The sequence below is a fragment of the Solirhodobacter olei genome, assembly GCF_004010155.1.
GTDB classification, from domain to species: Bacteria; Pseudomonadota; Alphaproteobacteria; order Rhodobacterales; family Rhodobacteraceae; genus Solirhodobacter; species Solirhodobacter olei.
In genome coordinates this window covers 171,626-184,421 of record NZ_RRYH01000012.1, presented here as the reverse complement: position 1 = coordinate 184,421, position 12,796 = coordinate 171,626, and the positions used below count along the sequence as shown (strand labels likewise).

Annotated in this window: 14 protein-coding genes; 9 read left to right on the top strand and 5 right to left on the bottom strand. The window is 67.8% G+C overall.

Features of this window, described 5'->3' with window-relative positions:
* The first annotated feature begins 25 nt into the window (after positions 1 to 25).
* Positions 26 to 1,045 (top strand): NAD-dependent epimerase/dehydratase family protein, encoded by a 1,020-nt coding sequence (locus tag EIP85_RS10580; RefSeq protein ID WP_127902154.1) that lies wholly within the window; start codon positions 26 to 28, stop codon positions 1,043 to 1,045.
* A 3-nt stretch (positions 1,046 to 1,048) separates the two neighbouring features.
* Here EIP85_RS10580 and EIP85_RS10575 read toward each other — a convergent pair whose 3' ends face one another.
* Together EIP85_RS10575 and recO are read right to left on the bottom strand one after the other, a co-directional pair.
* Positions 1,049 to 2,290, bottom strand: a complete 1,242-nt coding sequence (locus tag EIP85_RS10575; RefSeq protein ID WP_127902153.1) for an MFS transporter — start codon at positions 2,288 to 2,290, stop codon at positions 1,049 to 1,051.
* Between the two features lie 88 nt (positions 2,291 to 2,378).
* Positions 2,379 to 3,104 (bottom strand): DNA repair protein RecO, encoded by a 726-nt coding sequence (recO, locus tag EIP85_RS10570; RefSeq protein WP_127902207.1) that lies wholly within the window; start codon positions 3,102 to 3,104, stop codon positions 2,379 to 2,381.
* Positions 3,105 to 3,357: 253 nt separating this feature from the next.
* Here recO and EIP85_RS10565 point away from each other — a divergent pair, with 253 nt between their 5' ends.
* Entirely contained in the window at positions 3,358 to 3,771 is a 414-nt protein-coding gene (locus tag EIP85_RS10565) for a lysozyme inhibitor LprI family protein (RefSeq protein ID WP_127902152.1), read from the top strand.
* 5 nt (positions 3,772 to 3,776) lie between these two features.
* Here EIP85_RS10565 and EIP85_RS10560 read toward each other — a convergent pair whose 3' ends face one another.
* The 3 genes from EIP85_RS10560 to EIP85_RS10550 all read right to left on the bottom strand — a co-directional run bounded on the left by EIP85_RS10560 (position 3,777) and on the right by EIP85_RS10550 (position 6,950).
* Positions 3,777 to 4,133 (bottom strand): YigZ family protein, encoded by a 357-nt coding sequence (locus EIP85_RS10560; RefSeq protein WP_127902151.1) that lies wholly within the window; start codon positions 4,131 to 4,133, stop codon positions 3,777 to 3,779.
* Between the two features lie 110 nt (positions 4,134 to 4,243).
* Complete coding sequence (dsbG, locus tag EIP85_RS10555) at positions 4,244 to 5,110, bottom strand: thiol:disulfide interchange protein DsbG (protein WP_127902150.1); 867 nt, start codon at positions 5,108 to 5,110, stop codon at positions 4,244 to 4,246.
* Between the two features lie 241 nt (positions 5,111 to 5,351).
* Positions 5,352 to 6,950, bottom strand: coding sequence for a phosphoenolpyruvate carboxykinase (locus EIP85_RS10550; RefSeq protein ID WP_127902149.1), 1,599 nt, complete (start codon positions 6,948 to 6,950; stop codon positions 5,352 to 5,354).
* Positions 6,951 to 7,290: 340 nt separating this feature from the next.
* On the opposite strand from EIP85_RS10550, the gene EIP85_RS10545 reads away from it, so the two are divergent.
* Genes EIP85_RS10545 through EIP85_RS10515 form a run of 7 tightly spaced genes read left to right on the top strand, consistent with a single transcriptional unit; the run spans position 7,291 to position 12,708 of the window.
* On the top strand, positions 7,291 to 7,992 hold the full coding sequence (locus EIP85_RS10545; RefSeq protein WP_127902148.1) for a response regulator transcription factor: 702 nt from the start codon (positions 7,291 to 7,293) through the stop codon (positions 7,990 to 7,992).
* On the top strand, positions 7,989 to 9,722 hold the full coding sequence (locus tag EIP85_RS10540) for a sensor histidine kinase (RefSeq protein ID WP_127902147.1): 1,734 nt from the start codon (positions 7,989 to 7,991) through the stop codon (positions 9,720 to 9,722). The genes EIP85_RS10545 and EIP85_RS10540 overlap by 4 nt, the downstream gene beginning before the upstream one ends.
* Positions 9,719 to 10,204 (top strand): HPr kinase/phosphorylase, encoded by a 486-nt coding sequence (locus EIP85_RS10535; protein WP_422067212.1) that lies wholly within the window; start codon positions 9,719 to 9,721, stop codon positions 10,202 to 10,204. Before EIP85_RS10540 ends, EIP85_RS10535 begins: the two co-directional genes overlap by 4 nt.
* Positions 10,205 to 10,232: 28 nt before the next feature.
* Entirely contained in the window at positions 10,233 to 11,105 is an 873-nt protein-coding gene (gene rapZ, locus EIP85_RS10530; RefSeq protein ID WP_127902146.1) for an RNase adapter RapZ, read from the top strand.
* Positions 11,106 to 11,130: 25 nt separating this feature from the next.
* Positions 11,131 to 11,532 (top strand): PTS sugar transporter subunit IIA, encoded by a 402-nt coding sequence (locus tag EIP85_RS10525; RefSeq protein WP_127902145.1) that lies wholly within the window; start codon positions 11,131 to 11,133, stop codon positions 11,530 to 11,532.
* Positions 11,532 to 11,801 carry an HPr family phosphocarrier protein gene (locus EIP85_RS10520; protein WP_127902144.1) on the top strand — a complete coding sequence of 90 codons (270 nt, stop codon included), beginning with the start codon at positions 11,532 to 11,534 and terminating at the stop codon, positions 11,799 to 11,801. Before EIP85_RS10525 ends, EIP85_RS10520 begins: the two co-directional genes overlap by 1 nt.
* Positions 11,802 to 11,835: 34 nt before the next feature.
* The gene (locus tag EIP85_RS10515) at positions 11,836 to 12,708 is read left to right on the top strand and encodes a lysophospholipid acyltransferase family protein (RefSeq protein ID WP_127902143.1); all 873 of its coding nucleotides are present in this window, start codon (positions 11,836 to 11,838) and stop codon (positions 12,706 to 12,708) included.
* The last annotated feature ends 88 nt before the right edge of the window (positions 12,709 to 12,796 follow it).

The window sequence follows — 12,796 nt, the reverse complement described above, 5'->3', positions numbered from 1 at the left end:
GTGATCCATCAGCCGGGAGGTGCGGATGCCGGGGAAGGTTGTCGTCACCGGGGCCTCGGGCTTCATCGCGAAACAGGTGCTGCTTCGGTTCCTCGACGCCGGATACGAGGTGACGGGCACGCTCCGCTCGCCTGCCCGGGCAGAAGAGGTGCGCGCTGCCCTACGGCCCGCGCTTGCCGTTCCGGGAAGCCTCGAGCGGCTGAGATTCGCCACTCTGGACCTGGAACGGGATGACGGCTGGGATGACGCCTTCGCCGGGCATGAGGCGCTGATCCATACCGCCTCTCCCTTCCCTCTGGCCCAGCCGAAGGACGAGGCGGAGCTGATCCGTCCCGCCGTTGAAGGCACCCGCCGGGCGATGGCCGCGGCGGCGCGGGCGGGGATGCGACGCGTGGTGCTGACCTCGTCCGTCGCCGCGGTCTCGGGCCGGGAGCCCGCGACTGGCAAGCTTGCTTTCGACGAGCACGATTGGACCGACACCGCCCATCCCGCGACCACGGCCTATATGAAGTCTAAGACGCTGGCGGAGCGTGCGGCTTGGGATTTCGCTGCCGAGGCCGAGGGGCTGGAGCTCGCGGTCATAAACCCGGCCTTCGTGCTGGGCCCGCCGCTTGACGGGAAGTACGGCAGCTCGATCGGCGTGATCAGGCGGGTGCTGCGCGGCAGGGACCCGATGGTGCCCCGGATCAGCTTCGGCGTGGTCGACGTGCGCGACGTGGCAGAGATGCACCTGCGCGCGTTGGAGCGGCCGGACGCAGCGGGCCAGCGCTTCATCGCCTGCGCGGGCACGATGTGGTTCGCCGAGATCGCAGCGGCGGTTGCCGAGGCGGCGCCGGGACGTCGCGTCGCTCGGAGGGTCGCGCCTGATATCCTGATCCGGGCGCTCGGCGTCTTTGACCCTTCGATCCGCGCGATCGTGCCCTCTCTCGGCCGGTTCGAAGGCGTCTCGAACGACCGGGCGCGGGACGGGCTGGGGATGAGCTTCATCCCCGGGCCGGAGGCGGTTAAGGCCTCGACCCGGGCGCTGCTCGCGCTTGAGGCCTGAGCGCTATTCGCCGGGTTCGATCGTTCGCAGCGGAAGGCCATGCGAGGGCCGCGCGGCGCCGAGGCGGGGATGCAGGTTTGCCGCCAGCGCCGAGGCGGTGAGAAGCCCGCATCCGGCGGCGAGAAAGACGCCGGAGACGGGCGCGGCCAGCAGCACCAGCCAAGCGATGCCGGGCGTCAGGATGCCGGAGACGTCACGGAAGCTTGAATAGATCGCGGCCATCTCGGTCCGCTCCGAAGGCTTCACGGCCATCAGGAACGGCAGCCCGGCCGAGACGTCGAGCAACACCAGGAAGATCGAGCCAGAGGCCAGAAGCGCAACCGTTCCCCAGGGCAGGGGGGCGGCGAAGGCGGCGGCGGCGAAGAAGGTGCCTGCGCAGAGGAAGGCCGCGCGGATCGCCTTGCGCACCCCGGCGCGCTGGATGAAGCGCAGAAGGAACGGCGTGGTGAAGAGCATGGCATTCGACAGCGACAGCGCGAAGCCGCCAACCCGTTCGCCCAGACCGTGCTCGACGCAGAAGATCGGCAGGTAGACGACGTAAACCCACCAGCCGCAGGACCGGGTGACGGCGAAGACCCAGCCCAGCACCAGCCTCGGCTGGGCAAGGAAGCGGCCGAGATAGGCGAGCGGGTTCGGCGCGGGGGCCTTCGCGCGGCTGATCGCCTTGCCGTTGCCGAGCCGGAGGTGCCAGAAGGCTGTCACCAGCAGCACCGCGAAGCAGAGTGCGAGGATGAAGGGGGCGGGCGCCCAGAGGCTTCGCAGCCAGACGCCCAGCACGGGGCCCAGGGTCCAGGAGGTCGCGCTGTAAAGCATCTGCTGGCTCTGGCAGCGGCCGAGGTGGATCCGTGGCACGTAGTCGAGCACATAGGCGTTGAGGCAGACAAAGCAGGTCGCCGTGCCGAGGACGGTGAACAGCAGCGCGAAGCTGGTGGCGGTCGGCCCGCCGTGGATCGCGAGGCTCAGCCCCAGCATGTAGGAGCAGGTCCCGGCCGTATACATCCACCGCCGCGGGATGAAGCGGGTGAGCCAGGGCACCATGAGGCCGGTCGTCAGAGAGCCGCAGCCGACGAAGAAATAGAGCCGGGATTCGAGCGAGGCGCTGCCGAGCGCGTCATAGACCACCAGCGGCATCACCGAGATCATGAGGCCGCGGATGGCGGCTTCGATGCCGGAGAGGGTCGCGAAGCCGGAGATGCTTGGCGTGTCGGCGTGTTTCAGCAAAAGCGGTATGTAACGCGGCGCCATGGCGGCCAGATCTCCCTGCCCGCATTGGCGCTCGGGGCGGGCCGCGCGTCTGCATCGGCGGCGACAGGGGCAGGTCGTTTGTGGTGGATCAGGCGGTGCGGGACAGCAGCGCCACCAGCCGGCGCCGCGCCTCGGGCAGCGGGCGATGGCCGAGTTCCGGGGCGAGGTGGTTCTCGAGAAAATGGCCGGTCAGGCGCAGGCCGGCCGCGATCTCTGCCGCGCTGGCCGGGCCCTGGCCGAGAAGCGCGGGGGGCAGCGGCAGAAGCCGATCTGCCCATTCCCCCGCCGCCCCGCGGCTGACGGCGCGGCCGGAGCGGGGGCTGACATAGGCCAGATCCTCGCGGCTGCCGGTCAGCGCGCAACTGCCGAGATCAAGGCCGAAACCCATTTCTTCCAATAGGTTAAGCTCCCACCGCAGGTAGAGGAGCGGCCAGTCGGACCCCTCTGCCAGCGCGTCGAAAAGCGCAAGGGAGGCGGCGTAGAGATCGGGGTGCGGCTCGCGTTCCGGCAGGGTGAAGGCAAGCAGCGCGGCGGTGGAATTCAGCCCCGCCAGCGCCAGCCGGTCCGACAGGATCGCGCCGGCGCGGCTGCGGATCGGTTCGACCGTGAAGGCGCCGATATGGGCGTCGAGCCGGGCGCGCCAGGCCAGCGAAAGCTGGGCGCCGGGCTGCAGGATCGGGGCGATGCGGCGCGAGCCGCCGCCGCGCACGACGCCGGCGTGGCGGCCGTGGCCGGCCGTGAAGACTTCGATGATCGCGGCGCTTTCGCCGTGGCCGCGGGCCGACAGCAGGACGCCTTCGTCGCGCCATTCCATCGTTTCAGTAAGCACCCCGGGGCGCGCCCGGCAAGGGGTTGGGAGGGCTGAAAAAACCGCCTGCCGATTCAACACAGCTTTTGCACCGCTTTCGCACCGTAAATGTACCGTATTGCGGGACGGTGGTGGCGGCCTTCGCCCAACGGCCGGCCGGACGGCTTGACAGGTCGGTCCCGGCGGCGAGGCTTCAGGGGTGAGTCACATTCGCGACTTGCGCCGAAATTGATTTTTCGAAGTGTTTGGAGGTCCCAGGATGTACGCCAGATTTTTCGCCCTTTGTCTTTTCGCCGTGGGAACGGCCCTGTCTGCCTGGCCGGCCGCCGCGTTGAATTGCGCCAACCCGCAGACCCAGCTCGACATGGATCAGTGCGCGGGCGCGGCGCTGAAGAAAAGCGACGCCGAGCTGAACCGGGTCTACGGGCAGGCGATCCATCGCCTCAAGAGTAGCCCGGCGCAGACGAAACTTTTCCGGCAATCGGAGCGGGCGTGGATTGCCTACCGCGACGCGCATTGCGCCTTCGTGGCCTCCGCCGTCGAGGGGGGAAGCGCGCAGCCGATGGTCCAGGCCATGTGCCTCGACGACTTCACCAAGGTGCGGACGAAGCTGATCGAGGGGTTTCTGCATTGCCCCGAGGGCGATCTGAGCTGCCCGATCCCGCCCGGCTGAACCCGTCACCCGGCGCGCAGGTCTTCGAGGTAGATCCGCACCGCCTCCTGCACATGCCGGAAACGGTCGCCGCCCAGGTGCTTGCCGCCGAACCAGCGGGTGACCACGACGACATGGTCACGCAGCTCCTCGCGCTCCAGCATGCGCAGGATCACCATGCCGGCGCCCGCCTCGCCGTCGTCGTTCTTCAGCGGGCCCTCGCCGGTCAGAAGCGCCCAGCTGTTATGCGTCGCCTTGGCGAATTTCTTCCTGCGGCACAGCTCCTTGAGGAAGGCCTTCGCCTCCTCCTCGGACGCGCAGGGACCGCCGGAGACTGCGTATTTCGAGCCTCGGTCGCTGATGATGTTCTCGAGGATGCGCATGGGGCGAGGCTTAGAGCCCGCCGCCCCGTCCCGCAAACGAAAACGCCCCGGGCGAACCCGGGGCGGTCTGTCGTGTTGTGCTGGCCCGGATGTGCCGCCCGCGCGTGGCCTTAGCTGGCGCTGCCGATCTTGGCGACGAGGCTGGCTGTGTCGGGGTCGTAGCCGGCGATCGCGTGCGGTTTGCCGGAGGCGTCCTTGTAGAGCAGGTAGGGCGTGCCGCCGATGCCCTGGCCGTTCATCCACTCGTTGTTGGCCTTGACCTCTGCCACGGCGGCGCTGTCAGTGGTATCGGGGGTGATGCCGCCTTCCTCGTTGGCGACGTCGAACTTGTCCTCGTCCGTCGCCAGCGCCGCGGCCGGGTCCTTGGCGGAGAGGATCGCGGCGGCCTTGCCGAGCGAGCTGGGCTTCAGGAAGCCGACCTGGATGATGTGCACCTTCACCTCGCCCTTGGCGACGAAGGATTTCAGGTCGTCATAGGTCTTGTGGCAGTAGATGCAGTTCGGGTCGAAGACGATCCAGAGCTCCTTCTTCGCGCTCGGCTGACCCCAGAGGTAGGTCTTGGCCTTGTCGAGGGCGGCGAAGTTCTCGGCCGCGCCCGGGGGCTTCGGCAGCACCGAGGCGGCGGCGAGCTGTGTCAGGTCCTGCCCGTCGGAATCGATGATCGAGCCCTGGATGATGTATTTGCCGTCCGGCGTGGCATAGAGGATCGCGTTATGGCTGGGGCCGGCGGAGAGGGCGACGCCGATCAGCCCGTCGGGGGCCTTGAAGGCCTTCAGGATCTTGGCGTGGCCCTGGCTGAGCTTGTCGATCGTGGCGGCGACCGGCGCAGGGACGGGCACGATCTCGGGTGCGGTCTGGGCCTGGGCCGGGCGGGTGAGCGCGGGCAGGGCCGCCATCGCGGCGAGGGCCGCCGCGAGCACCAGGCGCCGGGCGCCTGTGGCGGTGCGGTTGCGCCGGTGGGTCGAGGGGTGGGCCATGGGAAATCCTTCTCGCCTGTCTGTTCGCTGGCCGGAGCGGCCATGTCGCAGGTTGCATCTCTGGGTCCGGGCCGCAAGGGGGGGGGCAGGGTGCACTCGACTTGGTGAGGAGGGGCAGGGACCGTCCGCGGGTGGGCGCCGGCCCGGCGGGCTACGCCCGCTGTTTCGGGCCGGGGGAGAGCGGACGGGCGGGGCGCAGAGGTGCGCAATGAATGCGCACCCCGCGTGGCCCGAAGGCAGCTCAGCCGATTGCCGCCGCCTTCACGTCGGCGTCGATGAAGGGGACGTATTGGGCGAAGTTGTCGGCGAACATCGCCACCAGCTTCTTCGCCTGCGCGTCATAGGCCGCGCCATCCGCCCAGGTGCGGCGCGGCTCCAGCAGCGCCGCGTCGACGCCCGGCACGTGGACCGGGACCTCGAAGCCGAAGTTCGGGTCGCGCCGGAACTGCACCGAGCGGAGCGAGCCGTCGAGCGCGGCCGTCAGAAGCGCCCGGGTGGCCTTGATCGGCATCCGCTTGCCGGTGCCATAGGCGCCGCCGGTCCAGCCGGTGTTGACCAGCCAGCATTCGGCGCCGAAGCGGGCGATCTTCTCCTGCAGGAGCTTGCCGTAGACCTCGGGCCGGCGCGGCATGAAGGGCGCGCCGAAGCAGGTGGAGAAGGTCGGCTGCGGTTCCGTCACGCCGACCTCGGTCCCCGCCACCTTGGAGGTGAAGCCGGACAGGAAGTGGTACATCGCCTGCGCCGGGGTCAGCCGCGCGATGGGCGGCAGCACGCCGAAGGCGTCGCAGGTCAGCATGATGACGTTCTTCGGATGCCCGCCGAGCGCCGTCGGCGAGGCGTTGGAGATGCAGGTCATCGGGTAGGCGCAGCGGGTGTTCGCGGTCAGGCTCGCGTCGTCGAAGTCGATGGCGAGCGTGTCGGGGTCGAAGACCATGTTCTCCACCACGGTCCCGAAGGTGTGGGTGGTGGCGTAGATCTGCGGCTCTGCCTCGGCCGAGAGGTTGATCGTCTTGGCGTAGCAGCCGCCCTCGAAGTTGAAGACGCCCGTGTCCGACCAGCCATGCTCGTCATCGCCGATCAGCGTGCGCGCCGTGTCGGCGGAGAGCGTGGTCTTGCCGGTGCCGGATAGACCGAAGAACACCGCCGTCTGCTCGATCTCGTCATGGGCGTGGTTGGCCGAGCAGTGCATCGGCATCACGCCCTTCTCGGGCAGCAGGTAGTTCAGAAGCGTGAAGACGGATTTCTTGTTCTCGCCCGCATAGGCGGTGTTGCCGATCAGGATCAGCTTCTTTTCGAAATTGAGCGCGATCACCGTCTCGGACCGGCAGCCGTGCCGGGCCGGGTCCGCCTTGAAGGACGGGCAGTTGATGATGGTGAAATCGGGGATGAAGCTTTCCAGCTCGTGCCGGCCGGGCCGCCGCAGCAGGTGGCGGATGAACAGGCCGTGCCAGGCGAGCTCGGTCACCACGCGCACGTCGAGCCGGTGGGCGGGGTCGGCGCCGGCGAAGAGATCCTGAACGAAATACTCGCGGCCCTGCATATGCGTCAGCATGTCGGCATGGAGCCGGTCGAAGGCGTCGGGCGCCATCGGCGCGTTGTTCTCCCACCAGATCGTATTCTCGACCGAGGGGGTGCGGACGACGTGCTTGTCCTTCGGAGAGCGGCCGGTGTGCTTGCCGGTGGAGACGAGGAAGGCGCCGCCGAGGCCCAGCGTCCCCTCGTCGCGCTTCAGCGCGGCCTCGATCAGGGCGGGTTCGAGGAGGTTGTAGTAGACGTCCCCCAGACCGGTGATGCCCTGATCTTCCAGGCAATGCGAAGGGTTCACGTGTCCGTGTTTCATCTGCAAGCTCCAATGACCGCCGCGGCGGTTCTCTCCGTTCAGGGGGCGCCAGGGCCAATTGGCGCCAAAGGGTCCTGCGGAACCCTTCCAGAAAGCTATATCATGGCGGTTCTGTAAAGGAACAGAAGGGTTTGGCCATGATAGCGCAACCAAGCGCAGGTTAGCGCAACCAGCCGCACCCCCACACGGGGAAGTGAGACATATTAGTCAACGATTCCGAATTTCGGTGTTTTCTGATGTCTCCGCCGGGGGCGATTCGCACTTAGCGGTTGATTCGAAACGCTGAAAACCGGACACTGTGGCAAAAAACAGGCACAGAGAGCAGATAAGGGGAAAACTCATGTCGAGGATTGCGCTCGTCGATGACGATCGGAACATTCTGACATCCGTTTCGATGACCCTGGAGGCCGAGGGGTTCGAGGTCGAGACCTACAACGACGGGCAGACGGCACTGGACGCGTTCAACAAGCGCATGCCGGACATGGCCGTTCTGGACATCAAGATGCCCCGGATGGATGGCATGGACCTGCTGCAGCGGCTGCGGCAGAAAAGCGCCGTTCCGGTGATCTTCCTGACCTCCAAGGATGACGAGATCGACGAAGTTCTGGGCCTGCGGATGGGCGCGGACGACTACGTCAAGAAGCCATTCAGCCAACGCCTTCTGGTTGAGCGGATCCGTGCGCTGCTGCGCCGGCAGGACGCGATCGCCTCGGGCGAGGTCGCGACCAGCGAAGAGAACAAGGTGATGGAGCGCGGCAGCCTGGTGATGGACCCGCTGCGCCATTCGGTGGTCTGGCGCGGGCAGGAAGTGTCGCTGACGGTGACCGAATTCCTGCTGCTGCAGGCCCTCGCCCAGCGGCCCGGCTTCGTCAAGAGCCGTGACCAGCTGATGGATATCGCCTATGATGACCAGGTCTATGTCGACGACCGCACCATCGACAGCCACATCAAGCGGCTGAGGAAGAAGATGCGGTCGGTCGATCCGGAATTTTCGGCGATCGAGACCCTTTATGGAATCGGCTACCGATACAACGAAGAATGAACATCGCGTCGGGTTTCGAGAGGAGCGAGAAGGTGCAGGCCCCAGCCCCTGAGGTCCTGCTGGGCGAGGATTGGGTCGAGGCCGACGAAGACGGCGAGATCGAGGGCCGTCGCAGGCGGTCCGGCTTCGCCTTCCTCAACTCCTCCCCCCTGGCCCGCAAGATCATTATCTTCAACCTGCTGGGGTTGATCATCCTGGTCACCGGGGTGCTCTACCTCAACCCGTTCCGCGACAGCCTGGTGATCCAGGCCGAGCGGGGCATCGTCTCGCAAAGCCGCCTGATCGCCCATGCGCTGGAGGCGCAGCAGGCGGCAAGGGCAGGTGCGGCCGCGGGCGCCACGGCACAGAGCCCGGCGCAGAGCGCGGGCGAGATGGCCGCGACGCTGTCGGATGCCGGGCTGGCGCCGGGAAGCGAGGCCTTCCTCTTCGATCCCTCGGGCAAGCAGATCGCCCGTGTCGTCGGCTCGGCGCAGGACAATGTTCAGGGCCTCTCTACCCAGCCCAGCAACGCGGTGATCACCAATTTCCTGAGCGGCGTGTGGAACGCCGCCTCCTCCGTTCTGGGGGGGGGCGCGCCGAAGGCGGGCAATGAGAGCGCGACGCAGCAGGTGGCGTCGCTGGTGCCGAGGGCGCTTGGCGGCAAGACCGTGGTGCAGACCACCACCAACGCGGCGGGTCATGCCGTCTTCACCGTGGCGACCCCAATCATGGGCCCGACCGGGGTGACGGGCGTCGTTGCCGTGGCCAGTGCGGCGGGCGAGATCGACCAGCTTGTCAGCAACGAGCGCGAGCAGGTGCTGCAGATGTTCGTCATCGCCATCCTGGTCTCGATCGGGCTGAGCCTGGTGCTGGCTTCGACCATCGCCAACCCGCTGTCCGACCTCGCCGCCGCAGCCGAGCTCGGCCGCGACAAGAACGCCCGCAAGATGAGCCCGGGCCGGGTGCGCATCCCCGACCTGACGGCGCGGCCGGACGAGATCGGGCGGCTTTCGGTCGCCCTGCGCGGCATGGTCGCGGCGCTCTACGACCGGATCGAGGCGAACGAGCAGTTCGCCTCCGACGTTGCCCACGAGATCAAGAACCCGCTGGCGAGCCTGCGCTCCGCCGTCGCCTCGCTTCGCATGGCGAAGAAGGACGAGCAGCGCGACAAGCTGCTGTCGGTCATCGACCATGACGTGCGACGGCTCGACCGGCTCGTCTCCGACATCTCCAACGCCTCGCGGCTCGACGCCGAGCTGGTGAAGGAGGAGGAGGAGCGGTTCAACCTGCTCAAGACCATCTCCAACATCACCGAATACCTCGGCCAGGAGGCGGTGAAGAAGCGGGTCGATTTCATCACCGACCTGCCGAGCGAGCCGATCATGATCTCCGGCCTCGAGGGGCGGCTGGCGCAGGTCTTCGTGAACCTGATCACCAATGCCATTTCTTTCTGCGAGGAGGGCGACGCGGTGCGCGTCTGGGCCCGCAAGCGCGAGAACCGGATCCTGGTGGTGGTGGAGGATACCGGGCCCGGTATTCCCGACCAGGCGCTGGGCAAGATCTTCAAGCGCTTCTATTCCGAGCGCCCGCCGGGGCAGTTCGGCGACCATTCCGGCCTCGGCCTCGCCATCTCCAAGCAGATCGTGGAGGCCCACGGCGGCGTGATCTGGGCCGAGAACATCCGCCCGACCGACGCCGATCCGGGCTCTGAACCGCTGGGCGCCCGCTTCGTCGTGGGCCTGCCGGTGTGAGCCGGGCGCCCGCGCCGCAGGACCCGGCCGCGCCGATCGGCGGGGCCGCGCCGGGCGACGGGGAGCCGGAACAGACGCTTCATGCCTCCTGTGTCGTGCTTGAGCGGCGCGGTCTGCTGATCCTCGGTGCGGCGGGCACCGGCAAATCGGCGCTGGCGCTGGGGCTGATGGCGCTGGGTGCGGCGCTGGTTTCCGACGACAGGACCCATGTGCGGCGCCGGGGCGACCGGGTCTATGCGCGCGCGCCCGAGGCGATCGCCGGGCTGATCGAGGCGCGGGGCCTTGGCATCCTGCGCGCGGAAGCGGTGGCGGAGGTGCGCGTTTCGGCGGTGATGGAGCTGGACCGGCGGGACCTGGAGCGGCTGCCCCCGCCGCGGACGATCGCGCTTCTGGGCTGTGAGGTTCCGCTTCTTCACGGCCAGTTGAGCCCTTATTTGCCTGCGGCGCTTCTGCAATACTTCAAGGGAGGGCGGCAGGCATGAGGCCGCGGTTTCCGGGGAGAACGGCAGGGTGACGGAGAACGGCGGCTACCGGCTGGTCCTTGTAACGGGGCCTTCGGGCGCGGGGCGCTCGACGGCGATCCATGCTTTCGAGGATCTCGGTTACGAGGCGATCGACAACCTGCCCCTGTCGCTGGTGCCGAGGCTGCTGGACGGCCCGCCGCTGCCGCGGCCGATCGCGCTGGGCATCGACGTGCGGAACCGGGAGTTCTCGGTCAACGCTTTCCTGGCGCTGGTCGATCGGCTGACGCGGGCGCCGGATGTCAGCGCGGAAGTGCTGTTTCTCGACTGCGCGCCGGAGGAACTGATCCGCCGCTACGCCCAGACCCGCCGCCGCCATCCGATGGCCCCGGCGGAGGCCCCGGCGGAGGGCGTCGCGCGCGAGATCGAGCTTCTGGAGCAGGTCCGCGCCCGGGCCGACGTGCTGGTCGACACCACCCGGCTTACGCCGCACGAGCTGGCGGCCGAGATCGGGCGCTGGTTCGGCACGGAGGGCGGGCCGCGACTGACCGTCTCGGTCTTTTCCTTTTCCTACCGGCGGGGCGTGCCGCAGGGGGTCGACCTGGTCTTCGACACCCGATTCCTGCGCAACCCGCACTGGCAGGCGGCGCTGCGCGAGAAGGACGGGCGCGACCCGGACGTGTCCGGCTATGTCGAGGCGGACGAGCGCTTCGCGGACTATTTCCGTCTGCTCACCGATCTGGTGCTATTGATGCTTCCGGCGCAGCTTGCGGAGGGGCGCGCTCATCTTGCGATTGCATTCGGGTGCACCGGGGGACAACACAGGTCTGTTGCGGTCGCAGAAAAACTCTCCGAGGTGCTTGCGGAGGCGGGTTGGCAGGTGTCTAAACGGCATCTGGAGTTGGAGCGGCGGGCCGGTTAGGCACGCCATCGGCAAGGTACAAGGCGTGATCGGAATCGTGATCGTCGCACATGGCGGGTTGGCGCGGGAGTATCTCTCCGCGATGGAGCATGTGGTGGGCAAGCTGCCCGCCATTCGCACCATCTCGATCGAGGACGACCACGACCGGGCGCAGAAGCAGCAGGAAATCCGTGACGCGGCAGACGCGGTCGACGACGGATCCGGCGTGGTCGTGGTCACCGACATGTTCGGCGGCTCGCCCTCGAACCTGAGCCTGCCGGCCTGCGCGCGCGGCGACCGGCGCATCCTTTACGGCGCGAATCTGCCGATGCTGGTGAAACTGGCCAAGTCGCGTGACCGCAAGGTCTCTGACGCGGTGGCGTGCGCGCTGGATGCCGGGCGGAAATACATCAATAGCCTGGATCTGGGCGGTGGACAGAGTGTGTAATGGCGGAACGGAGCCTGAAGATCGTTAACGAGAAAGGTCTGCATGCGCGGGCCTCCGCCAAGTTCGTCGAGCTCGTCGAGGCGCATGATGCCGCGGCAGAGGTCAGCCGCGACGGTATGTCGGTCGCCGGCGACAGCATCATGGGGCTTTTGATGTTGGCAGCGTCGCGCGGAACCACTATTCAGGTCCGAACCAGCGGTGCCGAGGCCGACAAGCTGGCGGACGCGCTGGAAGCGCTCGTTGCGGATCGGTTCGGCGAGGAATTCTGAGGCGACGAGCGGGCCTCGTGGGGACAGAAGACCCGTGAACGACCAAACGTCACAACCCTCCCGCTTTATCGGCGACGCCGACTACAAGCCCTACGACAAGCGCCGGCTGTCCTATGCCGGGACCTTCACCAGCCCGTTCAAGGCCAATGCCATCCGCGTTCTGGAATGGCTGACCGGCAAGTTCACCCTGCTGCGCCTGATCCGCCGCTTCGAGGCGCGCGGGCCCGCCCGCGGCAAGGAGTTCTGGGACCGCACGCTGGACATCATGGGGATCGACCTCATGACGCCGGCCGAGCAGATCGCGCGGATTCCCAAGAGCGGCCCGGTCGTCGTGGTGGCGAACCACCCGCATGGCCTAGTCGACGGGCTGGTGATGGGCTGCCTGGTGGGCCATGTGCGGCAGGACTTCAAGATCCTCACCCGCTCGCTTCTGACCGGGATCGAGGAGATCGCCTACCACATGGTCCCGGTGCCTTTCCCGCACGAGGATGGCGCGCTGGAGAAGGGCCTGGAGATGCGGCGCATCGCCATGGAACACCTGAAGGATGGCGGGGTGGTGATCCTGTTCCCCTCCGGGCAGGTGGCGGCCTCGGAGAACTGGTGGGGCCCGGCGGTGGAGGCCGAGTGGAACCCGTTCACCGCGAAGATGATCCTGAAGAGCGGGGCGGTGGTGCTGCCGATCCGGTTCCAGGGCCAGAATTCGCGCTGGTACCATATCGCCAACCAGCTGTCGGCCACGCTGCGGCAGGGATTGCTGCTGCACGAGATCAAGCATGCGCTGAACCATCCGCAGGCGCCGATCATCGGCGAGCCGATCGGCCGCGAGGAGATCGCGAAATGGTCCAGCAACCCGCGGGGCTTCATGGCCTGGCTGCGCGAGCGGACGCTGGCGCTGGGCCAGGACTGAACGCCGACCGGGCCGGGGCAGGGCCGCGGCGGGGCGTTACCCAAGCTTCACTTGAGCGGGCGGACGCGGACCGGCAGGATCGGCGGAA

What these genes read in the sequence shown, in the direction of transcription:
- EIP85_RS10550 (WP_127902149.1), bottom strand. Translation starts at nt 6,950, where the DNA reads ATGAAACACGGACACGTGAACCCTTCGCATTGCCTGGAAGATCAGGGC.
- EIP85_RS10560 (WP_127902151.1), bottom strand. Translation starts at nt 4,133, where the DNA reads ATGCGCATCCTCGAGAACATCATCAGCGACCGAGGCTCGAAATACGCA.
- EIP85_RS10580 (WP_127902154.1), top strand. Translation starts at nt 26, where the DNA reads ATGCCGGGGAAGGTTGTCGTCACCGGGGCCTCGGGCTTCATCGCGAAA.
- EIP85_RS10540 (WP_127902147.1), top strand. Translation starts at nt 7,989, where the DNA reads ATGAACATCGCGTCGGGTTTCGAGAGGAGCGAGAAGGTGCAGGCCCCA.
- recO (WP_127902207.1), bottom strand. Translation starts at nt 3,104, where the DNA reads ATGGAATGGCGCGACGAAGGCGTCCTGCTGTCGGCCCGCGGCCACGGC.
- EIP85_RS10575 (WP_127902153.1), bottom strand. Translation starts at nt 2,290, where the DNA reads ATGGCGCCGCGTTACATACCGCTTTTGCTGAAACACGCCGACACGCCA.
- EIP85_RS10565 (WP_127902152.1), top strand. Translation starts at nt 3,358, where the DNA reads ATGTACGCCAGATTTTTCGCCCTTTGTCTTTTCGCCGTGGGAACGGCC.
- EIP85_RS10545 (WP_127902148.1), top strand. Translation starts at nt 7,291, where the DNA reads ATGTCGAGGATTGCGCTCGTCGATGACGATCGGAACATTCTGACATCC.
- dsbG (WP_127902150.1), bottom strand. Translation starts at nt 5,110, where the DNA reads ATGGCCCACCCCTCGACCCACCGGCGCAACCGCACCGCCACAGGCGCC.
- EIP85_RS10520 (WP_127902144.1), top strand. Translation starts at nt 11,532, where the DNA reads ATGGCGGAACGGAGCCTGAAGATCGTTAACGAGAAAGGTCTGCATGCG.